The sequence below is a fragment of the Anaerovibrio slackiae genome (genome assembly GCF_009695585.1).
Taxonomy (GTDB): domain Bacteria; phylum Bacillota; class Negativicutes; order Selenomonadales; family Selenomonadaceae; genus Anaerovibrio; species Anaerovibrio slackiae.
In genome coordinates this window covers 66,354-92,083 of the sequence record NZ_VUNR01000005.1, presented here as the reverse complement: position 1 = coordinate 92,083, position 25,730 = coordinate 66,354, and the positions used below count along the sequence as shown (strand labels likewise).

The window sequence follows — 25,730 nt, the reverse complement described above, 5'->3', positions numbered from 1 at the left end:
AATGGAAAGGAGAATATATATGGCAAAGAAGCTTAATATGGTCTTTACCCGTGGCGAGGACGGCACCAAGACTATTTCCCTGGCGGACCCGAAGGATGGCATTACTGCCAGCCAGGTAAAGGGCGTAATGCAGAACATCATCGACAAGGATGTGTTCCAGTTTGAGACCGGCTCCCCTATTGACGGCATCAAACGCGCCTATATCCGTGAGACTATCATCACGGAGCTGCCGGAGGCATAAGGCCAGCTTGAACGCCTGAAGGTTCAAGGCATGAACTTTGTTTACCACCTATTATTTCCCTACGTTGCCCCGCTTCCCCGGCGGGGCAATTTTAATATCGAAAGGAGCGAGCACATTCATGGAAGAAAAGCTTTTATCCGCCATTTCCACGGTCGGCTTCCCCATCGTTGTCTCCTGCTACCTGCTGGTAAAATTCCAAGCCACGCTGGACAGGTTTTCCAACAAAGTGGACGAGCTGATACTGGAGCTGCGGAACGGCTACTATTATATGAATCCCCATAATCCCAATAACGCCGCATAAACAAATAGCAAAAAATAAAAAACAAATGCTTAAATAAAAAAGATGGTTTTGACGCATAGCATGTCTAACATGTATAGAATGCACATCAAAACCATCTTTTTAGTTTACTTTTATTTTATTTTTTGCAATTTACGGACAAAATTTTCCTTAACTGCTAGCATCAAAAGCTGAACTCTATCCTGCTGATGGCATGGCTGCGGCTGAACAGCAGCTCACTGTACTCCTGTGGCAGCACGCCGCCGTCAAATTCCTGCACAGTGCCATCTGCCATGCTGACAGCCAGCTTCTTTGCCCCCCGGCGGTAGCTGACAGGCACACCGCACCAGGTAAAGCCCAGACTGGCATCCCCCATCTCAGCCTCTGGCAGAAGCTGCGGCTTAAATACGGCACAGCCTGCCTCAATGCTGATGCCCAGCTCGCCCCAGCGGGTAAGGATTTCCTCCTTTACCTGTCCGGTCATGCCCGGCTGGCAGGCACCCTTATGGTAAGGGGTATGGGAATACGCATCAAACGGGAACGCCCCGTATACCTCAGGGGACTTGGCAGAACCGCCCAGCCCAGCCTTGATTTCCTGATACAACGCCTTCAGCTTCTCCCCATAGCCATCATCAGCAGCCAGGGAGCGCAGGGCATTTTCCTGCACTGCCACCAGAAGCTTGGCCACCATGTGCCAGTAGATGCTGCCCAGCCCCTCATAGGCATAGAAGGTGCCGGACCTGCCCGTAAAGGCATGATGGTTAAATACTTCCTCATACAGGGCAAAAAGCTTCTCCCTGTCAGCAGCAGCCATAGCAGGCTGAGTCTCCAGCCAGCCGGTGAGCTTTTCCTCATTCTGGCAGCAGGCATTGAAATGATAGAAGCCATCCAAATCCTGCTCAAGATAAGCTTCCAGCCCCTTTGCCCTGTCAGCGCAAACGCGGTTCTTTGCCAAAAAGCAATGCAAATTCTTGTTTGGATAGAGCATATAGGAATTCTGCCGCTCCTCGTACATGCCACTATGCCTGAGGGCAGTACAGATTTCCACTGCCTCCCCGGAGGTCAGAAGCCCGCTGGACAGCACAGCCACCTGCCCCTCCAGCATCTCCTGCAAGTGCTCTATCTCCATGCCGTCAGCAGCCAGCTTCAGGGTGTTGTAGGTGTGATACAGGCCATCTGCCCGCTTGTTGCAGGCAATAGTCCCGGCTACCAGGCGTTCCACCAGTCCGTAGAACTCCTTCAGCTCATTGCCGGACACCTGGGCAGACTCAGCCCCATAATACTCCCTGTACAGGCTGTCCCTTTCCTGCTGGAAAATCAAGCCTGCCGCATCAGTAAACGCCTTGCGGCTGCCTGCATCCGCAAAGACTCCATCCGCAAAGACTGCATTGCCTGCCTTCATGCCTGCACCTGCATAAAGCTTTTTCAAATCCTGCATACATGCTGCAATCGTGGCAGGTATCTCATAGACAGCTTCACCATGATGCCCATAGAGCTCCGTCAGGAACTTCAGCATCCGCTCCATGTAGCAGACGGTTACCATGGACAGACCCCAGCCAGCCAGGGCATTGTTGGCATCGTTCCACTCAGGCCGCTGGGTATTCATCCACACGCCGCCTCCCGGCACAAGATTGGCAGCCTTGGCAATCACCAGCTGCAGAAGCTTGGCAGTCAGGTTCACCAGTGCCACCCTGCCTTCCTTGTCCTGCACCAGCTTCTGGTCAGTCCCCAGGGACTTTGCCTTTTTCAAGAGCTCGTCGCTGAGAGCCTTGTCAAAAATCAGGGAATTTCTCGGGTCACGGCAGATATCCTCATAGCTTTTCAGCCTGTATGGCACATTGGCAGTAGAAAACAGCTTGGCAGACAGATAATCATCCAGCAAAGCAGCATCATAGCCTGCCAAAAGCTCCAACAGCTTCTGGAGATAAATCACCTGATGGTCGCCCCAGTAGCCGAACTGCGCCCAAGGGTCCGAAGGGTCCGGACACTCCCAGTCAATCCCCTCCCGGGAAATGCGGTACGGGTTAAAGCCGTCAATGGTCATGGCATTGACAAACTTCGCCACCACATTGGAAATGTACTCAGGGTAAGATATCAGCAGGGCTTCCCAGTTCTGGAAAATATCACGCCAGTTGCCCTCGTAGTTCAGCACCTGGTTGCCGTCCCCATCAGTCAGGGCGATGTTGAACTTATTCCACGGACGGGAAGGGTCACCATGCCTGCGGGAGAAAATCACCGGCAGGTATTCCATATACAGCCTGGTCAGCTGGCTGTCAGCCGCTGCAAAAATCTTTCCCTCCAAGGTCTTCTTGGCCACAGACTTCTCCCCTGCCGCCTCAGAAGATTCCTCCATATCAGCCAGCAGCCTTGCCGCCTTATCATATTCAGCTGCGCTTCTCTGCTTGACAAAGGCAAGAAAATCTGCCACATCAATCCTGCCATCATTGGCAAAGAAGCCGCCCCGCATGATATTGAAAATCACGTTGGTACGATGGTGGACACATGCCATCTCATCAGCCGTAGACTGAATGCCGTCAGCCTCACCGATAAACCTGTCCAGCTCAGCATCCGTAGCCCCGATATCCTCTGCCAGAAGCCTTGCCGCCTCTTTCCTGTCAGCCAGCACCTTTTTCAGCTTCACCACATCAGCTGCATTCAGGGAGTGGTCAAAGGCACTTGCCCAGCTGTCCTCGGAGCCAGCTGCCAGCTCCGCCTCATGCAGGATAAAGCAGCTGCCCCTGCCGCCTTTAATTATATCTGTTTCCGTAAGCTTCCTGCCAGCAGCAAAGTCCTGTATCACCCCATCAGAAATATACACCTCATCCTCTGTGGTAAACCAGCAGGTATTGGCCAGCAGCGCCTCATTTGGCTCGGCCCTGTCCGTCAGGGCCGAAGACAGGGCAAACATGGCAAGTCCCGACTCTGTATCCAGCTCCGTGCTCTTGTAGGCATCCACCAGCACGGACATATTGTTCTGCAGGGAGGCATCCACAATGGCAGGCATGATATTCCTGGCACCATCCAAAACGCGCACCCTCTGAGGCTTGTCAGCCATATTGATGAGCTTTGCCAGCTTGACCAGGCCAAAACGCCTGCTGGAGGTCCAGCCATAGCGGAAAACCAGCTGCAAAGCCTCATTACGTGCCTCAAAAATCACCTTGGAGCCGTTGATATTCTTGTACAGATTGTACTGCACGCCATCCTCCGGGATGCCTGCCGCCCCTGTTCCCTGCAAAAACCTGCCAAAAGGCTCCCACAGCGTTACGCCATCAGCCCTTTCCACCTGAATCGCCGTATAGGAGCCGGTGGTGTACTTGTAGTCGGCAATCCTGTCTGCCGTGCCGTACTGGAAAATAGCGTGGTCGGCATTCTTCCTGCCGGCAGTGATGCCGCCCTTCGCCCACAGAAAATTCCACACATCGCCGGAACTGGTGATAGTCATGAAAAAATCATCCATGCGGTCATAGTTCTCCAGCTTGTAGAACTTTTCCCCGTCCAAAATAACAAAATCGCCCTTGACACCCTTGGAATTGCTCACAACAATTCTCTCCCCTCTCTGCAAATGGTAAATCAAAATCACAAAACAATCAACAATCAAAATCTCTTGCTTCATCTGATTATTATTCTAACAAAAGGGAAGCTTTTATACAGGGTGCCAGGACGTCTTTGTTACTATGTTACAAAAAATCCTGCCATATATGGAAACACTGCTAAAATTATAGCCTGAGCCTGTTTTTCATCCTTCCGGATACTCAGCCGGCCGGCAGGCAGGCTGCAAAGCTGCTAATCCTTCATCTCCTGCTTGCCATACATGTACTCATAATACTGCTTCTTCATTTCCTTCCTGGTCTTCACCGGCGGCCACAGCTCCCCCAGGGCATCCTCCCGCATGGCAGCCGCCAGATGGGGATACAGCTGGGGATTGTCCTTGCTCATGTCCCGTATCAGCTCCTTGACCTTCTGTCGCACCGTATGGCCGTCATGAGGGCAGGGAGAAGGCACCGGCGCAAAGCCGTGATACTGGATTGCCTCCCTGATTTCCTGCTCCCGGAAATACACCAGGGGACGGATAACCGTCAGATCAGTCTTGTCCAGATAGGTCTTCGGGGTAAAGGTATGCAGCTGCCCGGAATACAGAAGGCTCATGAAGAAGGTCTCCACCGCATCATCATGGTGATGGGCGTAGGCCACCTTGTTGCAGCCCTGCTCCACCGCATAGCGGTTCACCGCCCCCCGGCGGAAAAAGGCGCAGGTATAGCAGGGGTCCTTGCCCTGCTGAGCCTCAATGGTGCCTGCAATATCCACCTCGAAGCTGGCAAAGGGAATCTCCAGCTCCGCCATAAACTCCCCGATCCGCTTCGTATCAAAATCCTGGGAAAACATGGGATTGATGGTCAGCGCCATCAGCTCAAAGTCCTTCTTCAGCCGCTTTCGCATCATGGCCATGGCGTAGGCAAGGAAAATGCTGTCCTTGCCCCCGGACACCCCAATCAGAATCCTGTCCCCGTCCTCAATCAATTCAAACTCCGTAATCGCCCGCATAAGCTTGCTAAAGTAAAGCTGGGGCAGCTGAAACTTCATCATAACTTGAAGCCGCCTACCCCGGCCAGCACATGGGCGCAGTCGCAGTTGTCCTCGTCCGCATCAAGCTCTGCCAGCAAGGTCATAATCAGCCTGCGGAAATTGCCGCTGTTGGCCGCCATGGCATCCATGACCTCCTGATGGGTAAGCTTGGTCTCGGAAATGCCTGCCGCCATGTTAGTCACCATGGAGATAGTTGCATAGCACATCTCCGCCTCCTGGGCAAGAGTAACCTCCGGCACGTTGGTCATACCCACCAGGTCGCCTCCCAGCATGGAGAACATCCTGATTTCCGCCGGAGTCTCATAGCGGGGGCCGTCAGTGCAGACATAGGTGCCGCCGTTTATCACATGAATCCCCAGGCGGCTGCCAATCTCCTGGATTTTCCGCCTCAGGTCAGGGCAGTACGGGTCCGTCACATCCACATGGACTACGCCACGCTCTCCCCCCTCATAAAAGGTGCACACCCGGTTCTTGGTAAAATCCAGGAACTGGTTCGGCAGCACGAAATCCCCCAGCTGCATGGCCTTGTTCAGAGAGCCAACTGCCGTGGTGGAAATAATCTTCCGCACCCCCAGCTTTTTCAGGGCATAGATGTTGGCCCGGTAATTAATCTTGTGAGGTGCAATAGAATGCTTGCTGCCGTGCCGGGCCAGAAATGCCACTTCCTTGCCTGCATAAGTGCCCACCTGCAGCTCCACTTCCCCATAAGGAGTCTCCACCTTCTCCTGCCGTACATTCTCCAGCATATCAGGGTCATATACCCCGGAACCGCCAATAACCGCTATCTTTACCATAAAATCTCCTCCTATTCCTTCTATTCCTTATTTCAGCTGCTTCCCCTTAGAAATGAAATACTTTCAGTAGTTTTCTCACTTATTTCTCGCCAAAGAAAAACCTATGCCGATGAAGCTCAGGGCGCAGAACACCCGGAAAATCGCCTGAATTGCTGGCAGCAGGTGCACATTGTCACTGCCGGTCAGGGACTGCACGCCGCACCATGCCAGAAGCATTGTCACCAGTGCCATGGAAATGGACTGGCCGAAAAGCCGCATAGTAGATACCAGGGACGAGGTAGTGCCGTAGTATTTGGGCGGCACAGCCCCCATGATGGCATTGTTGTTAGGTGAGGAAAACAGGGCAAAGCCCAGCCCCACCAGCATCAGAATCAGCCCCGTCTGCCAAATAGGCGTCCCTCCATTCAGAAATGACATCAGCAAAAGCCCCAGGCAGGTAATCCCCATGCCCACGGAGGCCACCTTGCCGGGATGAATCCTGTCGGAAAGCGCCCCTGCCTTTGGGGAAAGCAGTGCCATCACCACAGGCTGCAAAAGGATAATCCCCCCTGCCATGGAGGCGGAAAAGCCCAAAATAATCTGCAAATACAGAGACATCAAAAAGCTGATGGCAAAGGTGGCACTATAATGGAGCATGGCTGCCAGATTGCTGAAGGTGAACACCCTGTTGCCCTTAAAAATCCTGATATCCAGGCAGGGATTCGCCACCCTGTATTCAATAAAGGCAAAGGCCAGCATCCCAAGAACTCCCAGGGCCAGCACCACCTTGCCCAGCTCACTGCTGTTAATCTCCGCCAGGCCGTATAGCAGCGTTGGCGCCGCCAGCATGTAGCACAGGCTTCCCTTCACATCAAGCCGCGCTCCCTTGTCCCCGTACCATTCCTGAGAGATGCCGCGGAGCATCCAGATACTGATGAGCACCACTGCCGCCGTTGCCACAAAGATGCTGCGCCAGCCCGTCAGCTCGCAGAGAAAGCCGCTGATAACGGGCCCCAGGGACAATCCGCTATAGGTGGAGGCAGCGGAATAGCCGATAACCCTGCCCCGCTCCGTAGGTGGATGGGAGGAAACCAGGAGAGCCATGCCCGGCCCGAAAATCAGGGACATGACGCTGCCCTCGATGAAGCGGATAACATTCAGCATTTCTATGGAAGTGGCAAAAGCACCTGCCAGAAAGGTCAATGAAAACAGCCATTGCCCCATATGATACACCCTGCGCCTGCCCAAAATATCCGCCAGCTTGCCTGTAGGCAGCGTAAACATGGCAGCTCCCAGCAAATAACCGAACACCACCCAGCTGAGGTCATTGGCGCTGGCACCAAATTCCTGGCCGATAGCCGGTACTGCCACATTGATGCCGGAACCGGCAAAGGGCCCGATGAATGAAGTAATTATAACCGCCAGAAAAAGATGCCTGGCAGTCCCGGGCTCCAAAACCGCCTCACCGGCTCCGGCATTTCCTGTAGGCTCATTATTATCTGCAGCCCGATTATTATCTTCGCGCAAAAAAATCACTCCCTTTCAGTACATATATATTGTACACCATCGGGGAGTGATTTTCTATAGCCTGCTGCAAATAAAACGAATTACAGCATCACATTATCTGCATGACCTGCATTATCATCTGCATTATCTACAGCATTTACGGCATTTACATGCATATCATCTGCATGATATGCGACTTTGCCTTATTTGCTCTGGGAAGCCAGAATCTCCACAGCCTTGGCGAGAGCATCCTCTGCACCGGCAGGGTTCTTGCCGCCGGCCTGAGCCATATCAGGGCGTCCGCCGCCGCCGCCGCCCACCAGCTTGGCAGCTTCCTTGATGACCTTGCCTGCATGGGCACCGGCAGCCACAGCCGCCTTGGAAGCCTTCACCACCAGGCTTACCTTGCCCTCTGCCTCGTTGACAGCAGCCAGCACAACTACGCCGGTATCCAGCTTGTCACAGGTCATATCGGCCATGCTGCGCAGGTCATCCATGTCATTGGCAGCCACCCGGGCGGCAATCACGCTGAAAGCACCCACGGACTGCACCCGGTCACCCAATGCCGCTGCATCAGCCTTGGCCTGCTCGGCATGAATGGCAGCAAGCTGCTGCTGCATGTCCTTGGACTGAGCCAGCACATCATCCACACGGGCAATGACATCTTCCTCATGGCACTTCAGCTTGGCAGCTGCCTCGGCAACCACCTTCATCTTGCCAAAGGCGTAGTCAAGGGCAGCCTGGCCGGTAATAGCCTCGATACGGCGCACCCCGGCAGCCACGCCGGTCTCGCTGATGATCTTGAACAGGCCAATCTGACCTACATTGGTCACATGGGAGCCGCCGCACAGCTCCATGGAGAAGCCAGGTACGCTGACAACCCGTACTACATCACCATACTTCTCACCAAAGAGTGCCATAGCACCCTTGCCGGTGGCCTCGTCCTTGGACATGTGCTCGATGACTACATCGGTGCCCTTGAGGATTTCCCGGTTCACCAGCTCCTCCACATCAGCCAGCTGCTGGGCGGAAACAGGCTCGAAGTTGGTGAAGTCGAAGCGCAGGCGGTCTGCATTCACGGAGGAACCAGCCTGATTTACCTGCTGTCCTACCACGCGCTTCAGGGCAGCCTGCAGGAGATGGGTTGCAGTATGGTTGCGGGCGGAAGCCAGCTTCACATTCTGGTCAACCTTGATTTCCACCTTGTCGCCAACCTTCAGCTGGCCTTCCTCCACATAGCACTCATGGTATACGGTGCCATCCGGCAGCTTCTTGGCATTGACAGCCTGAATCCTGCCAAACTCGGTAACCAGCACGCCCTTGTCACCTACCTGGCCGCCGCCCTCTGCATAGAACGGGGTAACATCCAGGATAATGCCTGCCTCATCGCCATCCTGCAGCTCATCCACCAGGGCGCCATCCTTCCAGATAGCCACCACCTTGCCCTCACGGGCAGACAGGTCAACCTTCAGGGCTGCAGTATCGATGCCCTGCAAATCAGGGATAGCATAACGCTCATTCTCCGCACGGGCCGCACGGGCGCGGTCACGCTGTGCCTGCATTTCCTTGTCAAAGGCTTCCTTGTCCAGCTCCATATCGTTCTCATGGAGGATTTCCTCCGTCAGCTCCCAAGGGAAGCCAAATGTATCGTACAGCTTGAAGCCCAGCTCCCCGGACAATACCTTGGAACCAGCTGCCTTGGTCTCAGCCATATAGCCGTCCAAAAGCTCAATGCCCTGCTCCAGGGTTGCAGAGAAGCGGTCTTCTTCCAGGGCGATAACCTTCTTGATGTACTCCTTCTTCTGGCCGAGAGCCTCAAAGTCGCTGGCATCTGCATAAATATCGCAGACTGCATCCACGGCACCCTCCAGGAACTTGTCCTTGATGCCCAGCATGCGGCCATGGCGGACAGCCCGGCGCAGGATGCGGCGCAGCACATAGCCCCTGCCCTCGTTGGATGGCAGGATGCCGTCCATAATCATGATGGTCATAGAACGGGCATGATCAGCAATAACCTTCAGGGAAATATCAGTCTCGGCATCAGCACCGTACTGAACGCCGGACACCTTGGAGGCATACTCAATAATCGGGAACAGGAGGTCAGTCTCAAAGTTGTTCTTTACCCCCTGCATAACGGAAGCAATACGCTCCAGGCCCATGCCGGTATCGATGTTCTTGTGCTCCAAATCGTTGTAGGTGCCTTCCTCGGTCCTGTCGAACTGGGTGAACACGTTGTTCCAGATTTCCAGATAGCGGTCACAGTCACAGCCTACGCCGCAGGTAGGGCTGCCGCAGCCACGCTCCTCCCCCAGGTCAATGAAAATCTCCGTATCAGGTCCGCAAGGGCCGGGGCCGATTTCCCAGAAGTTGTCCTCCAGCTTCACGATATGAGTCGGATCAAAGCCAGGCTGTGCCTTCCACAGCTCCTCTGCCTCGGTATCCTTCGGATAAATGGATGCCCACAGCTTGTCTTTTGGCAGCTCCAATACCTCGGTCAGGAACTCCCAGGACCAAGGAATAGCTTCCTTCTTGAAATAATCACCAAAGGAGAAGTTGCCCAGCATCTCAAAATAAGTCTGATGACGGGCAGTACGGCCTACATTCTCAATATCGCCGGTACGCACGCAGCGCTGGCTGGTGGTAATACGTCCGCGAGGCGGCTTTACCTTGCCGGTGAAATACGCCTTGAAAGGCGCCATGCCTGCACCCACCATCAGGAGAGTCGGATCATTCTCCGGAATCAAGGAGGCACTTGGCAGCCTCAGATGACCTTTCTTCTCAGCAAAAAACTGGAGATAAGCCTCCCGCAATTCATTACCTGACATTTTCTTCAAAATAATCTACCCCCAAATAAGGAATTTCTTACGCATTATGCTATGTTATACTATGCCTTAATGCACAACAACCGCACACTAACTTTACTAGTATATCACACATCGGGCAAAATGGCACAAAAAATTTCCTCATTTACTCATTTACTCCAAATTTACAGCACCCGGCGCCTGCGCTGCTTTCTCTGGCACATATCCAGATCCGCCTTTTCCAGCACCCGGCGCAAATCATCCCGCACGGATTCCGCCGTGGAAATGCCGTAGGAAATGCTCAGGGGCTGGTTCTGAATCCGATACTGGTCATACTGCTCCTTGAACATGCGCATAATCCCCTTGGCCTCGTTCTCATCCGTATTCACCAGCACAATGGTAAACTCATCACCGCCTACCCGGTAGACCATGGCATCCTCAGGCAGCGCCAGCTCCATGACCATGGCAGTCATGCGGATATACTCGTCCCCTGTGGCCTTGCCATAGGTGTCATTTACCATCTGCAAGCCGTCGCAGTCTGCACTGACAATGCTGATAGGCAGCGAATCTGCCGTCAGCTTCTCCAAATCACGCATCAGGCTGTTGCGATTCCCCAGCCCCGTCAGGCTGTCCGTCATGGCCATCCGGTTCAGCTTCCGCTTCAGCTTCTCGCTTTCCGACACGTCGTTAATCAGCCCTACGATGCCCACAATATTGCCCTTGCCATCCCTGATAGGCTCCTTGACAATCTCCAGAAACTCCTGCACACCGTTCTGGAAAATCTCAATCACATAGCGGCAGCCCTTGCCGGAGCGCATGACCTCCCGGTCCTTCTCCATGGCAAGCAGGGCATTCTCCTTGTCCTCCCGGATTTCCACATCGGTCTTGCCCCGGATAGTCCACCCCGGCTCATCCTTATCCCTCAGATGATGCCAGTACTGGGTACAAAAAACATATCTCCCCTCTGCATCCTTCAGGTAGATATTGGCCGGCAGCAGGCTCAGAATCTTCTCCATTTCCTCAAAGGTCATGGAATCGCTGAAATAACTTGCAGCCCCGCCAGATATATCCTTATCTCCCATTCTCCCACATCCTCTCATATCATATCATAATATCTGCCCGCATACTCACATCATATTTGCCTGCATCATGCAGCAATCTCCCCATTCAAAAAAATTTTATCAGGTTGACACTCCCCATGCCTAAAGGCAGGGGATTCTTGGTTCGCTGAACACTGCGGACTAACCGTAGTTATTCCGACTTACACGTTCTCCCCAAGCGTGAATTCCCGTGTGTCCCACGGTACTGATTTATGCTAGGAAACCTGTTTTTGTTCTATTGCCTTGCGCAGTATGTTTATTGCGGCATTGGTGTCTCGGTCATGGTGTGAGCCACATTTAGGGCAAGTCCACTTCCTAATACCAAGATTTTTAGTTTCCGTGTTCTGATAGCCGCATTCAGAACAGGTTTGGCTAGATGGATAGAATGTATCTACTTTCAGAACTTCAGAGCCATGCAATTCTGCCTTGTATTCAAGCTGACGGAAGAACTCAGACCAGCTTACGTCCGATATGGCACGAGCTAACTTGTGGTTTCTCATCATGTTCTTTATTTTTAGGTGTTCTATGGCTATAGTCTTGTTCTGTCTAACCAATGCCGTAGATGTTTTGTGCAGGAAGTCCCTGCGGATATTGGATATACGCTCATGTACTCTGGCAACACGGATTCTAGCCTTGTCGCGATTCATAGACCTTGGCATTTTCCGGGAAAGCCGTCTTTGTTCTCGCACGAGCTTTCTTGTCAAACGCCGCAGGATTCTGGGATTGGCAACAGTATTTCCATTACTGTCCGAATAGAATTCCTTTACGCCTACGTCAATGCCTATTTCGCCGCCGTCATTAGTCTTGAGTAAAGTCTCCTTGTCCAATTCTACGCACAGAGATACGAAGTATTTACCAGAAGCATTACGGCTGACCGTAGAATTAAGGATTCGCCCTTCAAATTTTCGGCTCTGCTTGATTTTCACAGCTCCGATTTTTGGCAGCTTGATTCGATTTCCTATGATACGGACGCCATTGCCTTGGTTTCTTGTGCGGTAGGATTGGCTATGGTTATGCTTGGATTTGAAGCGGGGGTATCTTGACTGGTGCTTGAAGAAATTCTGATACGCTGTGTCGAGATTCTTTAGGGACTCTTGTAATGCCATGCTGTCTACCTCTTTCAGCCAGCTATACTCTTCATACCTTTTCAAGTCCGTCAGCATGGCACTAGTCTGATTGTAGGTTACAGACTTATGGTTTGCAGTCCATTCATCTCTACGGATGGCGAGAAAATGATTGAACACAAATCGGCAACAGCCCAGAGTGCGATTAATTAGTTCTTGCTGGGCATGGTTCGGATATATTCTGAATTTGAAGCCCATTGTGTACTTGTCCATTTTCTCACTTCCTTTGCGATGTTTTTTGGCTCTCGATATACTGCTTCACGATGTTAAGCGGAGCACCGCCGACAGTGGAGCAGAAATAGCTGTTTGTCCATAGGCTAGGCAGTTTAGTTGTCAGCCATGGAAATTCCTGCCTCAAGATACGAGAGGTCTTACCCTTGATAGTTTTTACGGCTTTGTGAATACCGAACTGCGGATGAACCTCCAGTAGAAGATGCACATGGTCTGGCATGATTTCCATTTCGATTACATCGACTTGGATTTCTTCACAGATTGACTTGACCAGCTCCTTTAGTCTGGTATCAACGCCATTGACCAACACTTTTCTGCGGTACTTGGGGCAGAATACAATATGATACTTACACGAATATACGATATTGTGGCTTGAGTGGTATTTTATTTCGCTCATGTTTGTATTATATCACTTTAAGTAAACTAATACAAGACTATCTACGTTGAATTGTATCCCTATAGCTGAAGCTAGGGGTTTTACGGCGGTTTGGATAATCGCCACATATATTATATATTCTACATGAAAAACAAAAATCCTGCAAAAAAATATATCCGCATCAAAAGCTGATGCGGATATATCGAAGGCTTTAACTTAAAAGCCCGGCTGCAACAGGATTTCAGCTGGCAGGACCGAACTCATTGGCACCCTCGTTGCCCTTCATCACAGCCAAAGCTATGACAACGGCAATATCCAGTGCACTGACCAGGTTCGCCACCAGGCTGCTGTCCAAAAAATACACGCCGAAGCTGAGCACGGCTGGCACTATAACTGCCAGCAGCCATTTGCCGCCCTTGCCCAGGTCGTGCAGCCGCCTGATGCCCAGGCACACCGCAACCAGGTTGGAAAAAAGCCCAATCAGCACTCCCCCAATATACATGGTGCCGCCAGTCTCCATAGTCTCCAGCTGGCCGGTTGCCATCATTGCGGCGCTGAACAGCATCATCACCACCACAGCTGCAACTATGGTAGCCAGATAATACATGATATACTTCTTTCGGTTCAGCCTGCCGCCAATCATTTTCTCCAGCATCAATTACCATCCTTTATCACTTATAACTTACAACTTACAGCTTGAACTGAGCCAGGGAGTTCTGCAAATCCTGTGCCTGCTCAGCCAGCTTGCGGCTGGCATCTGCAATCTCCAGCATGGAAGCAGTCTCCTCCTCGGTAGCGGCAGATACAGTCTCCGCCTCGCTGGCTACAGCACGGCTCATGGAGTTAATCTTCTCAATGGCCTCGTTAATCTTCATGGTGCTGTCAGCCAGGACAGTCACCGCATTCTCCATGGTGTTGGAGTTATCAGCCACCACGGATACCATCTCGGCAATATGGGCGAAGGAGCCACCGGCATCCTTTACGGCACCGGTACCGCTCTTTACCTGCTCAACGCCGGCCTTCATAGCCTTTACAGCATTCTCGGTATCCTTCTGGATGCCAACTACCACGGCGGCAATCTCACCGGCAGAAGCCTGGGACTGCTCTGCCAGCTTTCTTACTTCCTCGGCCACAACGGCAAATCCCCTGCCGTGCTCACCAGCGCGGGCAGCCTCAATAGCCGCATTCAGTGCCAGCAGGTTGGTCTGCTCGGCAATAGAGGAAATGGTGTCAATGATAACGCCGATCTGCTGGCTCTGCTCGCCAAGGCGCTCAATAACCTCTGCAATATGGGTAACAGTAGCATCAATAGTTTCCATGTTGTTCACCGCAGTACCTACATTGGCACGTCCCTGCTCTGCCACTTCGTCAGTCTCCTGAATCTTGTGGCTGCTTTCACGAATCGTAGCGGAAAATTCCTGCATGTGTGCAGTCAGGTTGCTGACATTGCCGGAAGCAGTTTCCACCTCAGTAAACTGCTCACTGCAGGAGCCTGCCACATTCATCACGGACTCGGCAATAGACTTGCTGACAGTAGCCGCCTGCTCGGAGGTGGAGGTCAGCTCCTCGGAAGCCGCTGCCAGATACTCGGCAGTCTCCACAATCTGCTGCATCAGCTTCAGAAGCTTGCCCTGCATATCGTCCATGGCGTGAGTCATAACGCCCAGCTCATCCGGCCTGGCAGCCAGCGCCTGCATCTCTGCCGCATCCTCCTGATGGGCACGGAAGTCGCCATCACCCATCCACTGAATATGCTTGGTAACCAGCTGAATCGGCGTAGCAATGCGGTTGCCCATATAAATAGCAAAAGCTACAAACAGCACCAGCAGAATGATGATAACAAGTACAGCGATCAGGATGTCGCTCTGCAGCTCACTCTGCAAAAGTGCCTGCTCCTCGGCAACCTGGGCATCAATCTGGTCAATCCAGACACCGGTACCGATTACCCAGCCCCATGGCTGGAAGCAGACAGTATAGTTGCGCTTCGGCAGCGGAGTGGTCTCATTCGGCTTGGCAAACATCAAATCAGTGAAACCGCCGCCCTCCTTGAGGCCGTTGGCAAGCATTTCCTTGATGAAATAAGTGCCATTCGGGTCCACCAGGTCAATACGGGACTTGCCCTCGGAAGGACGCCCCAAAAGCACCACGTTCACGCCTTCCTTGGTATCAATCCAGAAGTAGCCCTTGCCATTGTCATAGCGCAGGTCACGCACCAGGTCGGCTGCCTGCTTCTGAGCCTGCTCCCGGGTCAGCTCACCTGCCTGCTCCTTCTTGTGCATCTGCTCAAGGATGCTGAATGCCACCTGGGTTTCGCCCTTCAGGCTTGCTTCAACATTTGCCTCCAGGTTTGCCCGATAATGATCCAGCTGGGCGTGATTGTTCTGAATCTGCGAAAAAATAAAGAAACCGCCAAGCAATAGCCCTGTTGCCACCGATACACCTGCAATAACACCAATCAGCTGCATCTTGATAGACCTGAAATTTCCCATTTCCCTAAAATCTGTCATAGCACATACCCCCTAAAATAATTACACTTATCTATTTGCTCCATACATTTCATCACTGTAGAAGCAATATCTGTTCTTGCCGCCGTTCTTTGCCTCATACATGGCGACGTCCCCCTGGCGGAGCAGGACTTCCAGCGGAATGCCTGCCTCCTCCCCTATGGTAACGCCTATGCTGACGGATAGCTCTCGGAATTCCTCCGTCCTGGCAAAAAACTCGTGCACATTATCCATAAAATTGTCCAGCTGGGACTGGATGCCCTCCCTGCTATGCTCACCACACATGACAACTACGAACTCGTCGCCACCCATGCGGACATTCATCGCCTCCGGGAAATTCTGCCGCAGCAGCCCGGCAAAGCCCACCAGGGCATCATCCCCGGCCTGATGGCCGTACCTGTCATTGAGCTCCTTGAAGAAATCAAGATCCATGTAGCAGATAGCCAGCCGCTCGCATCTGGCCAGCTTTTCCAGCTTGAAGAAGCAGTACCGCCGGTTCAGCAGTCCTGTCAGCTCATCAGTCTGAGCCTGATGCAAAAGCTTTTTGCGATACGCCTCCTCCTTGGTTATGTCCTTGGCAACGCCTACAGTCCCCAGGAACTCGCCCTTTTCGTCATAGAGGGGTGTCTTCAGGGTAATCATTTCCCTGAGGCCGTCCTGCCCCATGACATGCTCCCGGAAGCGGCAGGTCTTGCCGGCCTCCTTCACATCCTGCTCGGTCTCCAGGCAGACAAACTTGCCAGCCTTGTATTCCTCCTCGCTGAGCCCCCAGATATAGTAATGCTGCTTGCCACGGATGTCCTCCTTGGTCTTGTTCACTATCTTGCAGAAGGCGTCATTGACGCGCCAATGCTCCCCGTAGCGCCCCTTGAACCAGATGAGGTCCATGCTGGTGTCAATCACCGACTGCAGCTCCAGCTCCCACAGCCAGGCATCCTTCTTCAGCTTTATATCCTTCATCAGCCGGGCAAAGAGCAGCTTTGCCGTGTCAAAGGCCAGCCTGCCGGGCCACACATCATCCACAGCGGACAGCTCACGGCACGACATGCCGGAAGCATCATCACTGCAAATAACGCACACAGCCTTATCACCAGCCATTTCCCTGACACGCTCCGCTCCTGCACCGGCAGAAGCTTTGAAAACAAGAACATCTGCCTCCTGCACATCAATCCCAGCAAAGCCGTCAGCCGCAATGAAGTTGTGGGAAAACCACTCCAAAGGCTCTACCGACCGCATTGCCTCGGCAGCCTCGGTCTCTACCCCCACCAGATAGATATTCAGGTCACATTTATACATGCACGGCTCACACCCCTTATTCCGCAAATAAATGTGGAATTTCCATGATTATTATATTATCCTGTACATCTTTTAGTATTCGCCGTTTAATTGAAAAATCCTTCTTTTTTTTATAATTATTTTGTTATTATGGGAAAAATACCAAAAAAAAGCCATCGAAAAAATCGACAGCTCTTTTTATGAGTAATTTTTTTAAAATTACTTGTTCACAGCATCCTTCAATGCCTTGCCAGGCTTGAAAGCAGGAACCTTGGCAGCGGCAATCTGAATCTCCTCGCCAGTCTGCGGATTGCGGCCAACACGGGCAGCACGCTCCCTAACCTCGAAGGTACCGAAACCAATAACCTGAACATTCTCGCCAGCAGCCAGGGACTCCTGTACAGTGCTGAAGAATGCGTTTACTGCTGCCTCAGTGTCCTTCTGAGTCAGCTCGGCCTTTTTTGCAACATTTGCAATCAATTCTGCTTTTGTCATTTTACTAATCCCCTTTCGGTTTTTAATACGGAAGCTATGATACCACATCTTTTGACGTTTGTCCAATATTTCTTAGAACTTTCATTCCTCACCGGAGGAATTTTCTGAAAGATAGTGCTGATTACCCATATATTTGGCACAATTTCTTCTTTTATGGTATTATTAGAGGCGTGGTATGCAGGCCCGGCTGCCAGCTGCCAATGCAAGCAATACAGAAAATGATGTGCGAGGTGCCTATTATGCTCATAAAAATTGACCATGACTTTTTGAACAAACTGACCGACACGGAGAAGAATGTCATCAGCTTCATCAACTCCAATGCAGAAAAAATCTCCAACATGTCCATCAGCGATGTGGCAGAGGCTACCTACTCATCCCCTGCCACCGTCTCCCGCACCATCAAGAAATGCGGCATCTCCGGCTTTGCGGAGCTTCGCTACATGCTTACCCAGCATACGGAGGTCAAGCAGGATACCACGGACATCAACGAGATTTTCAACAAGTCACTGACGGAAATCAGCAACACCATCGACCAGCTCTCCATCGATACTATCCTCAAGGCGGTAGAGGAAATCCAAAAGGCGGAGAAGATTTTCGTTTTCTCCAAGGGGCTTTCCAACCAGGTAGCATCGGAAATGACCTTGAAGCTGCAGGTGCTGGGCAAATGCGTCATCCTCAACACCGACTCCAACATCATGCAGGAGCTGAGCGGCCATTCAGACAGCACATCCGTGGTTATCCTCTTTTCCATGTCAGGCAGCACGCCGGAGCTGATCTCTGCTGCCGAGCGGGCCTCCATGATGGGTGCCAGGATTATTTCCATTACCTGCGCCCCGCCGGAGCTGCCCCTGAACAAAATCGCCCATATCAAAATCCAGGGCTACAGCCACAGGAACCGCTCCTTTACCCGGGTGGATGTGACCTCCCGGCTGCCCCTCTATGTCATCAGCCGTATCCTCATTGACTACCTGATAATACAGCATCAGCAGGAGGAAGCCAGGAAAATGGCACGGGAACGGGCAAAGAGCAATCGCAATTATCATGTGTGATATGCGCCTTTTGTAAACCAAAAACACGCCGGTATGTACCAGACGAAAACCTTTTTTATCCATTGAGCGCAAGCGGGTTTTCGTGGGTACTGCCGACGTGTTTTAAGTTTTATTATTTTTATAGCGAAAAATTTATGCCTTGTTCGCGGAGCCGCAGACCTCAATCTTCTGCTCCACATACTTCTGCACCTCAGCCATGCCCTGCTTGCAATACTTCTTCGGGTCAAAAGCCTCAGGATTAGCAGCCATGAACTCCTTCACGCCCTTGGTAAAGGCAATGCGCAGGTCAGTAGCATAGTTTACCTTGCAGATACCGTTCTTCACGGAAGTAGTAACCTGGTCATCAGGCACGCCGGAAGTACCATGGAGCACCAGCGGAATGTCCACCAGGTCACGGATAGTGGCAATCAGGTCGGTATTTACATGAGGAATCCCCTTGTACACGCCGTGTGCCGTGCCTACGCCGATAGCCAGATAATCCACGCCGGTCTGCTCAACGAAAATCTTTGCCTCGTCAGGATTGGTGTATGGATTGTCATCGCCGCCGTCCAGGTCATCCTCCTTGCCGCCGACCTTGCCCAGCTCGCCCTCAACGGACACGCCGCCCGGATGGCAGGCATCCACAACACGCTTGGTCAGGGCAATATTCTCCTCCAGGGACAGCTTGGAGCCGTCAATCATGATGGATGTATAACCGGCGCGATAAGCAGCCATGGCACGGTCAAAGCTGTCACCATGGTCCAAGTGCATAACGACAGGCACCTTGCTCCGTGCAGCGGCAGCAGCCACGTTAGCATAATAATAATCCACGCCTGCATACTTGATAGTGCCCGGAGTAGTCTGCATGATAACCGGGGAATTCTTCGCCTCGGCAGCAGCCAGCACAGCCATAACCATTTCCATATTCTCAACATTGAAGGCACCGATGGCATACTTGCCCTGCTTTGCCTCCAGCAGCATCTCTTTTGCGGTAACTAACATTTTTAATTTCCTCCTGCCTGACAGCCCGAATTACTTCATCATCTTCATGAAACGCTTGCACATATCACCCAGCAGCATAGCGTTCATCAGATGGTCCTGTGCATGCACCATCAGGAAGCACAGCTCCATGTCCTCGCCGCCGGCCTCCCTGGCAATCATATCAGTCTGGGAATCATGGGCGCTCAGCACGGTCTCATACCCCTCGCTGATCAGCTTCTCAGCTGCCTCCCAGTCCTTGTCAGCCATGGCGTCCATAGCCTTCAGGAACTGGGTACGGGCCTCACCTGCATAGGCTACGATTTCCATAGCCACCATTTCCATATCTTCCTTAGTCATTTTCAATATCCCCCTTAAAACATCTAAACATCTAAACATCTGAAATTAACACTCACAACTTTTAAATGATGCAATGCCGTATCCCGCAAAAGATAAGCCCTTACATCATATCACATTATCAGTCGTGATAATAGCCCTCTGCCCACTTCTGCTCAAACTCATCAAAGAGAGCATCGTTCTCAATGCAGTCATTCTCAGGCACCATGGCATCAATTTTCGCAATCAGTGCCTCCTTCTCAGGAGTCGGCTTGTACTCAGCCTTCAAGAAAGCCTCCAGGATGTACTCGATAGTGCCTACACCCAGCACACGGCCGCCGCAGCCGATGACATTGGCATTCAGGTTCTCCTTGGCAGCAACAGCAGTCTGCACATCAGCCACGCAGGCACCGCGGATGCCCTTTACCTTCACAGCGGAGTTGTTGATGCCGATGCCGGTGCCGCAGATGCATACCCCCAGGTCAGCCTGGCCGGTAACAACAGCCTTTGCCACCTTGCGGCCAAAAATAGGATAATGGGTGCGGATAAAATCATAAGTGCCTACATCAATAACCTCATGGCCCTGATTCTTCAGAAACTCAGCTGCCTTAATCTTAATATCAGTAACAATATGGTCACAGCCAATAGCGATTTTCATAATTACCTTTCCTCCTGTCTCACGTTATCCTGCTTATCAAAGCTCACGGTTCAGCATATCGATGCGAATCTGATGGCGTCCCCCATCATACTCGGTCTTGACAAAATTCTCAGCCAGCTGGCAGGACAGCACGTCAGCGGTAACATTGCAGCCCATGGTGATAATCTGGGTGCTGTTGTGACGGCGCGTCATGCTGGAAGTATAATCCTCATAAACAGGAGCGCATACAATGCCGTGGTTCTTGGCAGCGATGTTGAAAGGAATCACGCCATAATCGTCCACCACGATGCCCCTGGTAATCTCACCCTTGTTCACCAGCTCCACCACGTTCATGGTAGCAGTGAAGATGTCCTTGTCAGAAACATCCACAACCTCATAACCTGCACCGCTCAGATGCGCCTTGATAACATCCTTCAAGCGGGCACCAACCTCATTAGCAGAAATTGCAACCTTCATGTCCAAATCTCCTTTGCATAATTTATTTCTCTACACCGCTATTTGCCTGCCTTCATTCCGGCTTGCCGGTGTTTCCCTTGCTATGGTTACATTATAGGACACTCTCTGCACAGTATGTTTTCAGCCTCTGAAAGCATTTTCATAAAAATTTGCACAAAAAAAGAGCAGGCTTCAAACCTGCTCCATATCTATATTGCTGTATTATCCCCTAGCCCTATCTATAGATCTTATTACAATAAAGAACCTTTTAGCCCCACAATTCCAGTGCCTTCTTCGCCATACGGCTGCCGTAGATACGGAAGGTCTCCACATAATCATCCGCCTGCTCCCGGATAGCCACCGGCCCAAGATGGATAGTCAGCCCATCCTGGCTGCCGCCGGAATACACCAGCATGCCATAGCACATGAAATGAGTCTGAATCATCTGGATGGCCGCCTCACCGCCCCCATGCACATAACGAGCCGTGGCAAAAGCACCTGCCAGCTTGCCACTCATCTCATAGCTACCGCACTTCTCCAAAAAACACTTTACCGTGCCTGCCATGTCAGCAAAGTAGGTAGGCGTACCCAGGATTACGCAGCGGCTTTCCTTTACCCACTGCTCATCCACTGCCTCAATGGACATGGCACGAGCCTCTACCCCTTCTGCACTCATGGCATCAGCAATAATCTCCGCAAAACGCTTTGTAGTTCCCGACACTGAAAAATAAAATACAGTCGCTTTCATATAAAGTTTCTCCTTAATTTCAAATGGTTTATTTATCTCCATAATGTCCCTTGCAGGCTGCAATCAGTATTGCAGCCTCCTGCACCTTGTAGATAAGGCGATCTTTATCTGTTATACGCCTGCTCCAATATCCATTCATATTGATAAGAGGTTCAGGCTTCCCTATTCCTTCGTTACCATTCCTGGCAATATCCTGGATTAAAGCATTAATTTTCTTAAATACCTTTCTATCCTCCTGCACCCAGTTATTAATGTCCTGCCATGCACTAGCAGAAAACACAATTTTATTGTTCATGCATCAGCTTCTCCATTTCATCCAGAGATGAAGTTACTACCTGGCCTGCTTCAAGCTGTTTGATTCCCTTGAGAATATGCTGATAGTTATTATCATTGCTTCTAATAAATAAATTTTCCAGCATATTATTGTAGACATCAAGGCTAAGCATGACAACATTTTCCTCATTTTTACGAGTAATAATTATTGGCTCAACGTCATACACTGCCCTATCGCAATATTCCTTAAAATTATTTCTTACAGATGAATAATTAACAGCCAGCATCGCCGCCACCCCCTCTAATAACATTGTACAATATTCTGTACATATTTTCAATCAATAAGCATAAAAGCAACGTACAAGAAATATCATTATATCATTCTGTTGTATCTATTCAGAAAAAGAAAGGGATAAGCGGTGACGATCCAAGATGAAAACTGTCACTGCTCATCCCATTTTAATCTGAACAGAGTCCACAAATATTTTATTTAATCAATAATCAATTTTAATCTGAGCAGATCCCACAAACCATTTTGTATAATCAATAAGCCTCGGACTTGTCCGCAATATTCTTCTGAATATAAGCAATAAACTCATCCACCGGCATGGTGGAAGTATCCTTCTCCCCATGCTTGCGCATGTTGACAGTGCCACTTTCCATCTCCTGATCGCCCACTACCAGCATATAAGGAATCTTCTTCACCTGTGCCTCACGCATCTTGTAGCCAACCTTCTCGTTGCGGTCATCTACCTCTACACGGAGCCCCAGGTCAAACATCTTCTTTTTCAGCTCAAAGGCATAATCCATGTGCCTGTCAGTGATAGGCAGGATTTTTACCTGCACAGGTGCCAGCCAGGTCGGGAAAGCACCGGCATAGTTTTCAATCAGGATACCGATGAAGCGCTCAATGGAGCCATATACCACGCGGTGAATCATGACAGGGCGATGCTTCTGCCCATCCTCGCCCACATAGGTCAGGTCGAACTTCTCCGGCAGCTGCATATCCAGCTGGATAGTGCCGCACTGCCAGGTACGGCCGATGGAATCCTTCAGGTGGAAGTCAATCTTCGGGCCGTAGAAAGCACCGTCACCTTCGTTGACAATATAATCCAGACCGCGATGCTCAAGGGCGTTCCGCAAGCCGTTAGTAGCCAGCTCCCACATCTCATCGGAGCCCATGGAATCCTCAGGACGGGTGGAAAGCTCTGCATGATATTTCAGGCCAAAGGTGCTGTACACCTCATCAAAAAGGTTGATAACGTTCTGGATTTCTCCCTCAATCTGCTCCGGCGTCATGAAGATATGGGCATCATCCTGGGTGAAGTTGCGCACCCGGAACAGGCCGTGGAGGGCGCCGGAAAGCTCATGGCGATGCACCAGGCCCAGCTCACCGGCACGCAACGGCAGGTCGCGATAGCTGTGCTGCTGAGTCTTGTACACCAGCATGCCGCCCGGGCAGTTCATAGGCTTGATAGCGTAGTCCTCACCGTCAATCTCGGTGAAATACATATTTTCCTTGTAATGAGCCCAATGGCCGGACTGTTCCCACAGCTGGCGGTTCAAAATCATCGGCGTCCTAATTTCCTGATAGCCATAGCGGCGATGTACCTCACGCCAATAGTTAATCAGCTCGTTGCGGATAACCATGCCGTTTGGATGGAAGAACGGGAAGCCAGGGCCTTCCTCATGGATGCTGAACAAATCAAGCTCCTTGCCCAGCTTGCGATGGTCGCGCTTGGCAGCCTCCTCCAGCATCTTCAGATAAGCATCCAGCTCATCCTTCTTCTCAAAAGCAGTGCCGTATACACGCTGCAGCATCTTGTTCTTCTCGCTGCCACGCCAGTAAGCACCTGCCACGCTCTGCAGCTTCAGTGCCTTTACCTTGCCGGTGGACACCACATGAGGGCCTGCGCACAAATCCGTAAACTCCCCCTGGGTATAGAGGGAAATCTCCGCATCCTCAGGCAGGTCATTTATAAGCTCTACCTTGTAATTCTCACCGGCTGCCCCGAACATGTCCAAAGCCTCCTGACGGCTGACCAGCTTGCGCTCCAGCTTCAGGTTCTCCTTGACAATCTTGTTCATTTCCTTCTCGATGTCCTTCAGGTCATCCTCGGTGAGGCGCTTCTCCATATCAATATCATAGTAAAAGCCGTTCTCAATGGCAGGGCCGATGGCCAGCTGCACGTTCTCATCCTTGTACAGACGCTTAATTGCCTGTGCCAGGATATGTGATGCGGTATGGCGCAGTGCATGGCGGCCTCCCTCATCCTCAAAGGTCAGGAACTGCACCTTGCAATCCCTGTCAAGAATTGTCGTTAAATCCATGGTTTTATCATCAATGCTGACAGCCAGCACCTTCTTTGCCAAGCTGTTGCTGATGGATTTTACCAGCTCCAGCGCACTGATACCGGCCTCTGCCTCCCGAATGGAACCATCCGGCATAGTCAATTTAATCATCTTAACCCTCCTATATAGTCAAAGAAATTTGTCATTTCTTTTAAAATACCAGCTTCCATTATAGTATTTACACAAATTTATTGCAAGTTTTTATAGTTATTGACCATTCATTTTTACAGGAACTATACCGCTAAAAAAAGTTTCGGTAAAAAGTTTTGGTAAATTCGTTCCGAAAGTGCTTGCCAAGAACGATTTTTCGTGCTAATATATATACAAACAAACATGTTGCGAACCTTCCTTTCACGAAGAAAGGTTTCCGCACCCCGGATACTTCAAGCAATGCAATACCAAAATACTACAGTCAGGAGATGTAAAAAATGAAAAAGCTTATCGTAACCATCCTCATCGCCTTTGCCGCCCTAGCCCCTATGCACCTGGATAATGACTACCTGCGCACTGATACCTTTGCAGCCGTTACCATACAGCCCGGCGAAAGCCTACACGATGTAGCCGGCAGGTATACCATTAACGAAGCCGACAAAGCACAGCTGATAGAGGCCATCTGTGAAATCAATGGCGTACATGCCGATACTCCCCTGAAAGCAGGACGGCAGCTGCAAATCCCTGTCCGTGCCAATGCTGATGGCGGTGCCGCCTCCCGCGCCATCGCCCAAAAATAAAACTCTGCGCAATATCAACAATCAAACAACAGTAACAGCATCGATATCAGTACCAATATCAGCAACACCATCAATAAAATAAAAATGACCACCGGAATCGCTCGCTCACAAAATCCATAAAGCCAGCTTTTATCCAGGTGGTCATTTTTTCATTAACTCAGGTTTCTTCCAGCAGCTCCATCAGCTCGTCATAGTCCTTTTTCAGGCTGGCATGCTCCGCCTGCAACGCCTCGTAGCGGCGTGACTGCTCCTGCTGCACCTTTGCCATTTCCTGGCTGTGCGCCTGCTGCACCTTTGCCATTTCCTGGCTGTGCGCCTGCCGCAGCTCAGCCACCAGCGCCTCATGCTGCCTGGTCAGCTGCGACAAGGACTCCTTCTGCCCGTCAGTCAGCTTTGCCAGCTCATCAGCATGTTTTCTGCCCTGAGCTGCCTGCTCCGCTCTGCATTGTGCCAGCTCATCAGCCTGCTTCTTTTCCAGCCTGTCCATATCCTGCCTGAGCTTTGCCATCTCCTCTAAGTGATTTTTTTCCAGCTCAGCAGTATCCTTTTTGCACTGTGCCAGCTCCTCTGAGTGCTTTTTTTCCAGCTCAGCAGCATCCTTTTTGCACTGTGCCAGCTCGGCAGCATGCTGCCTGCCCAGCCTCGCCAGCTCGTCATTGTACTGCTTCTGCAGCTTTGCATAGGCAGCTCTGGCCTCCCCATGGCTTTTCGCCAGCTCCTCCGCCAGCTGCAGGGCTGTCAGTATACTTACATTCAGCGGATTAACCCTTTTGAGATGACTGGCTGTTTCCTGCATTCTGGCATCCAGCCGGGCGGCCAGCTCCTCCAGCTGCCCGGCTTCATTGTCACTGCTTTTCAGCTTATAACGGTTTCCCAGAATAGTTACATCCACTATTGTTGCCAT

At 51.3% G+C, this 25,730-nt stretch carries 25 protein-coding genes; 4 read left to right on the top strand and 21 right to left on the bottom strand.

The window, feature by feature from the left end:
* The first annotated feature begins 19 nt into the window (after positions 1 to 19).
* The gene (locus FYJ84_RS03985; protein WP_205764093.1) at positions 20 to 241 is read left to right on the top strand and encodes a DUF2922 domain-containing protein; all 222 of its coding nucleotides are present in this window, start codon (positions 20 to 22) and stop codon (positions 239 to 241) included.
* Positions 242 to 359: 118 nt separating this feature from the next.
* A complete protein-coding gene (locus FYJ84_RS03980) occupies positions 360 to 542 on the top strand; it encodes a YvrJ family protein (protein ID WP_154406304.1) in 183 nt (60 codons plus the stop codon).
* Positions 543 to 702: 160 nt separating this feature from the next.
* Here the strand turns inward: FYJ84_RS03980 and FYJ84_RS03975 are convergent, their stop codons facing one another.
* The 12 genes from FYJ84_RS03975 to FYJ84_RS03920 all read right to left on the bottom strand — a co-directional run bounded on the left by FYJ84_RS03975 (position 703) and on the right by FYJ84_RS03920 (position 17,287).
* Complete coding sequence (locus tag FYJ84_RS03975) at positions 703 to 4,056, bottom strand: hypothetical protein (protein WP_205764092.1); 3,354 nt, start codon at positions 4,054 to 4,056, stop codon at positions 703 to 705.
* A 245-nt stretch (positions 4,057 to 4,301) separates the two neighbouring features.
* On the bottom strand, positions 4,302 to 5,099 hold the full coding sequence (locus tag FYJ84_RS03970) for a tRNA 2-thiocytidine biosynthesis TtcA family protein (RefSeq protein ID WP_154406414.1): 798 nt from the start codon (positions 5,097 to 5,099) through the stop codon (positions 4,302 to 4,304).
* On the bottom strand, positions 5,099 to 5,896 hold the full coding sequence (gene mtnP, locus FYJ84_RS03965) for an S-methyl-5'-thioadenosine phosphorylase (protein ID WP_154406303.1): 798 nt from the start codon (positions 5,894 to 5,896) through the stop codon (positions 5,099 to 5,101). Before mtnP ends, FYJ84_RS03970 begins: the two co-directional genes overlap by 1 nt.
* A 75-nt stretch (positions 5,897 to 5,971) precedes the next feature.
* Positions 5,972 to 7,402, bottom strand: coding sequence for an MFS transporter (locus tag FYJ84_RS03960; RefSeq protein ID WP_154406302.1), 1,431 nt, complete (start codon positions 7,400 to 7,402; stop codon positions 5,972 to 5,974).
* Between the two features lie 182 nt (positions 7,403 to 7,584).
* Entirely contained in the window at positions 7,585 to 10,206 is a 2,622-nt protein-coding gene (gene alaS / locus FYJ84_RS03955) for an alanine--tRNA ligase (RefSeq protein ID WP_205764099.1), read from the bottom strand.
* Between the two features lie 161 nt (positions 10,207 to 10,367).
* The gene (locus tag FYJ84_RS03950) at positions 10,368 to 11,264 is read right to left on the bottom strand and encodes a sensor domain-containing diguanylate cyclase (protein WP_205764091.1); all 897 of its coding nucleotides are present in this window, start codon (positions 11,262 to 11,264) and stop codon (positions 10,368 to 10,370) included.
* A gap of 233 nt (positions 11,265 to 11,497) precedes the next feature.
* Positions 11,498 to 12,619 (bottom strand): IS200/IS605 family element RNA-guided endonuclease TnpB, encoded by a 1,122-nt coding sequence (gene tnpB / locus FYJ84_RS03945; protein WP_154406299.1) that lies wholly within the window; start codon positions 12,617 to 12,619, stop codon positions 11,498 to 11,500.
* A 4-nt stretch (positions 12,620 to 12,623) separates the two neighbouring features.
* Positions 12,624 to 13,034, bottom strand: a complete 411-nt coding sequence (gene tnpA / locus FYJ84_RS03940; RefSeq protein ID WP_154406298.1) for an IS200/IS605 family transposase — start codon at positions 13,032 to 13,034, stop codon at positions 12,624 to 12,626.
* A gap of 220 nt (positions 13,035 to 13,254) precedes the next feature.
* A complete protein-coding gene (locus tag FYJ84_RS03935) occupies positions 13,255 to 13,668 on the bottom strand; it encodes a DUF805 domain-containing protein (protein ID WP_154406297.1) in 414 nt (137 codons plus the stop codon).
* Between the two features lie 34 nt (positions 13,669 to 13,702).
* Positions 13,703 to 15,520 (bottom strand): methyl-accepting chemotaxis protein, encoded by a 1,818-nt coding sequence (locus FYJ84_RS03930; protein ID WP_154406296.1) that lies wholly within the window; start codon positions 15,518 to 15,520, stop codon positions 13,703 to 13,705.
* Positions 15,521 to 15,547: 27 nt separating this feature from the next.
* On the bottom strand, positions 15,548 to 16,813 hold the full coding sequence (locus FYJ84_RS03925) for a sensor domain-containing diguanylate cyclase (RefSeq protein WP_154406295.1): 1,266 nt from the start codon (positions 16,811 to 16,813) through the stop codon (positions 15,548 to 15,550).
* Between the two features lie 198 nt (positions 16,814 to 17,011).
* Complete coding sequence (locus FYJ84_RS03920; RefSeq protein ID WP_154406294.1) at positions 17,012 to 17,287, bottom strand: HU family DNA-binding protein; 276 nt, start codon at positions 17,285 to 17,287, stop codon at positions 17,012 to 17,014.
* Positions 17,288 to 17,526: 239 nt separating this feature from the next.
* On the opposite strand from FYJ84_RS03920, the gene FYJ84_RS03915 reads away from it, so the two are divergent.
* Positions 17,527 to 18,336: a MurR/RpiR family transcriptional regulator gene (locus tag FYJ84_RS03915; RefSeq protein WP_154406293.1), complete on the top strand. Its 810-nt coding sequence runs from the start codon at positions 17,527 to 17,529 to the stop codon at positions 18,334 to 18,336.
* Positions 18,337 to 18,468: 132 nt separating this feature from the next.
* Here the strand turns inward: FYJ84_RS03915 and fba are convergent, their stop codons facing one another.
* The 8 genes from fba to thrS form a co-directional block, all read right to left on the bottom strand.
* Entirely contained in the window at positions 18,469 to 19,317 is an 849-nt protein-coding gene (fba, locus tag FYJ84_RS03910; RefSeq protein WP_154406292.1) for a class II fructose-1,6-bisphosphate aldolase, read from the bottom strand.
* A gap of 30 nt (positions 19,318 to 19,347) precedes the next feature.
* Positions 19,348 to 19,653 carry a PTS lactose/cellobiose transporter subunit IIA gene (locus tag FYJ84_RS03905; protein WP_154406291.1) on the bottom strand — a complete coding sequence of 102 codons (306 nt, stop codon included), beginning with the start codon at positions 19,651 to 19,653 and terminating at the stop codon, positions 19,348 to 19,350.
* 118 nt (positions 19,654 to 19,771) lie between these two features.
* A complete protein-coding gene (gene lacB / locus FYJ84_RS03900; protein WP_154406290.1) occupies positions 19,772 to 20,287 on the bottom strand; it encodes a galactose-6-phosphate isomerase subunit LacB in 516 nt (171 codons plus the stop codon).
* Positions 20,288 to 20,323: 36 nt separating this feature from the next.
* Positions 20,324 to 20,743, bottom strand: coding sequence for an RpiB/LacA/LacB family sugar-phosphate isomerase (locus FYJ84_RS03895; RefSeq protein WP_154406289.1), 420 nt, complete (start codon positions 20,741 to 20,743; stop codon positions 20,324 to 20,326).
* 247 nt (positions 20,744 to 20,990) lie between these two features.
* Positions 20,991 to 21,470 carry a flavodoxin family protein gene (locus tag FYJ84_RS03890; protein ID WP_154406288.1) on the bottom strand — a complete coding sequence of 160 codons (480 nt, stop codon included), beginning with the start codon at positions 21,468 to 21,470 and terminating at the stop codon, positions 20,991 to 20,993.
* A 28-nt stretch (positions 21,471 to 21,498) separates the two neighbouring features.
* Complete coding sequence (locus FYJ84_RS03885) at positions 21,499 to 21,765, bottom strand: Txe/YoeB family addiction module toxin (RefSeq protein WP_154406287.1); 267 nt, start codon at positions 21,763 to 21,765, stop codon at positions 21,499 to 21,501.
* Positions 21,755 to 22,030 (bottom strand): type II toxin-antitoxin system Phd/YefM family antitoxin, encoded by a 276-nt coding sequence (locus FYJ84_RS03880; protein ID WP_154406286.1) that lies wholly within the window; start codon positions 22,028 to 22,030, stop codon positions 21,755 to 21,757. The genes FYJ84_RS03885 and FYJ84_RS03880 overlap by 11 nt, the downstream gene beginning before the upstream one ends.
* A gap of 256 nt (positions 22,031 to 22,286) precedes the next feature.
* On the bottom strand, positions 22,287 to 24,206 hold the full coding sequence (gene thrS, locus FYJ84_RS03875; protein WP_154406285.1) for a threonine--tRNA ligase: 1,920 nt from the start codon (positions 24,204 to 24,206) through the stop codon (positions 22,287 to 22,289).
* A gap of 317 nt (positions 24,207 to 24,523) precedes the next feature.
* On the opposite strand from thrS, the gene FYJ84_RS03870 reads away from it, so the two are divergent.
* On the top strand, positions 24,524 to 24,826 hold the full coding sequence (locus tag FYJ84_RS03870; protein ID WP_154406284.1) for a LysM peptidoglycan-binding domain-containing protein: 303 nt from the start codon (positions 24,524 to 24,526) through the stop codon (positions 24,824 to 24,826).
* A gap of 157 nt (positions 24,827 to 24,983) precedes the next feature.
* On the opposite strand, the gene zapA is transcribed toward FYJ84_RS03870, so the two are convergent.
* Positions 24,984 to 25,730: a cell division protein ZapA gene (zapA, locus tag FYJ84_RS03865; protein WP_205764089.1), complete on the bottom strand. Its 747-nt coding sequence runs from the start codon at positions 25,728 to 25,730 to the stop codon at positions 24,984 to 24,986.

What these genes read in the sequence shown, in the direction of transcription:
- FYJ84_RS03930 (WP_154406296.1), bottom strand. Translation starts at nt 15,520, where the DNA reads ATGACAGATTTTAGGGAAATGGGAAATTTCAGGTCTATCAAGATGCAG.
- FYJ84_RS03885 (WP_154406287.1), bottom strand. Translation starts at nt 21,765, where the DNA reads ATGAACAATAAAATTGTGTTTTCTGCTAGTGCATGGCAGGACATTAAT.
- FYJ84_RS03905 (WP_154406291.1), bottom strand. Translation starts at nt 19,653, where the DNA reads ATGACTAAGGAAGATATGGAAATGGTGGCTATGGAAATCGTAGCCTAT.
- tnpA (WP_154406298.1), bottom strand. Translation starts at nt 13,034, where the DNA reads ATGAGCGAAATAAAATACCACTCAAGCCACAATATCGTATATTCGTGT.
- lacB (WP_154406290.1), bottom strand. Translation starts at nt 20,287, where the DNA reads ATGAAAATCGCTATTGGCTGTGACCATATTGTTACTGATATTAAGATT.
- zapA (WP_205764089.1), bottom strand. Translation starts at nt 25,730, where the DNA reads ATGGCAACAATAGTGGATGTAACTATTCTGGGAAACCGTTATAAGCTG.
- FYJ84_RS03895 (WP_154406289.1), bottom strand. Translation starts at nt 20,743, where the DNA reads ATGAAGGTTGCAATTTCTGCTAATGAGGTTGGTGCCCGCTTGAAGGAT.
- alaS (WP_205764099.1), bottom strand. Translation starts at nt 10,206, where the DNA reads ATGTCAGGTAATGAATTGCGGGAGGCTTATCTCCAGTTTTTTGCTGAG.
- FYJ84_RS03920 (WP_154406294.1), bottom strand. Translation starts at nt 17,287, where the DNA reads ATGACAAAAGCAGAATTGATTGCAAATGTTGCAAAAAAGGCCGAGCTG.
- FYJ84_RS03980 (WP_154406304.1), top strand. Translation starts at nt 360, where the DNA reads ATGGAAGAAAAGCTTTTATCCGCCATTTCCACGGTCGGCTTCCCCATC.
- FYJ84_RS03870 (WP_154406284.1), top strand. Translation starts at nt 24,524, where the DNA reads ATGAAAAAGCTTATCGTAACCATCCTCATCGCCTTTGCCGCCCTAGCC.
- FYJ84_RS03915 (WP_154406293.1), top strand. Translation starts at nt 17,527, where the DNA reads ATGCTCATAAAAATTGACCATGACTTTTTGAACAAACTGACCGACACG.
- FYJ84_RS03985 (WP_205764093.1), top strand. Translation starts at nt 20, where the DNA reads ATGGCAAAGAAGCTTAATATGGTCTTTACCCGTGGCGAGGACGGCACC.
- tnpB (WP_154406299.1), bottom strand. Translation starts at nt 12,619, where the DNA reads ATGGACAAGTACACAATGGGCTTCAAATTCAGAATATATCCGAACCAT.
- FYJ84_RS03925 (WP_154406295.1), bottom strand. Translation starts at nt 16,813, where the DNA reads ATGTATAAATGTGACCTGAATATCTATCTGGTGGGGGTAGAGACCGAG.
- FYJ84_RS03880 (WP_154406286.1), bottom strand. Translation starts at nt 22,030, where the DNA reads ATGCTGGCTGTTAATTATTCATCTGTAAGAAATAATTTTAAGGAATAT.
- fba (WP_154406292.1), bottom strand. Translation starts at nt 19,317, where the DNA reads ATGTTAGTTACCGCAAAAGAGATGCTGCTGGAGGCAAAGCAGGGCAAG.
- FYJ84_RS03950 (WP_205764091.1), bottom strand. Translation starts at nt 11,264, where the DNA reads ATGGGAGATAAGGATATATCTGGCGGGGCTGCAAGTTATTTCAGCGAT.
- mtnP (WP_154406303.1), bottom strand. Translation starts at nt 5,896, where the DNA reads ATGGTAAAGATAGCGGTTATTGGCGGTTCCGGGGTATATGACCCTGAT.
- thrS (WP_154406285.1), bottom strand. Translation starts at nt 24,206, where the DNA reads ATGATTAAATTGACTATGCCGGATGGTTCCATTCGGGAGGCAGAGGCC.
- FYJ84_RS03890 (WP_154406288.1), bottom strand. Translation starts at nt 21,470, where the DNA reads ATGAAAGCGACTGTATTTTATTTTTCAGTGTCGGGAACTACAAAGCGT.
- FYJ84_RS03970 (WP_154406414.1), bottom strand. Translation starts at nt 5,099, where the DNA reads ATGAAGTTTCAGCTGCCCCAGCTTTACTTTAGCAAGCTTATGCGGGCG.
- FYJ84_RS03935 (WP_154406297.1), bottom strand. Translation starts at nt 13,668, where the DNA reads ATGCTGGAGAAAATGATTGGCGGCAGGCTGAACCGAAAGAAGTATATC.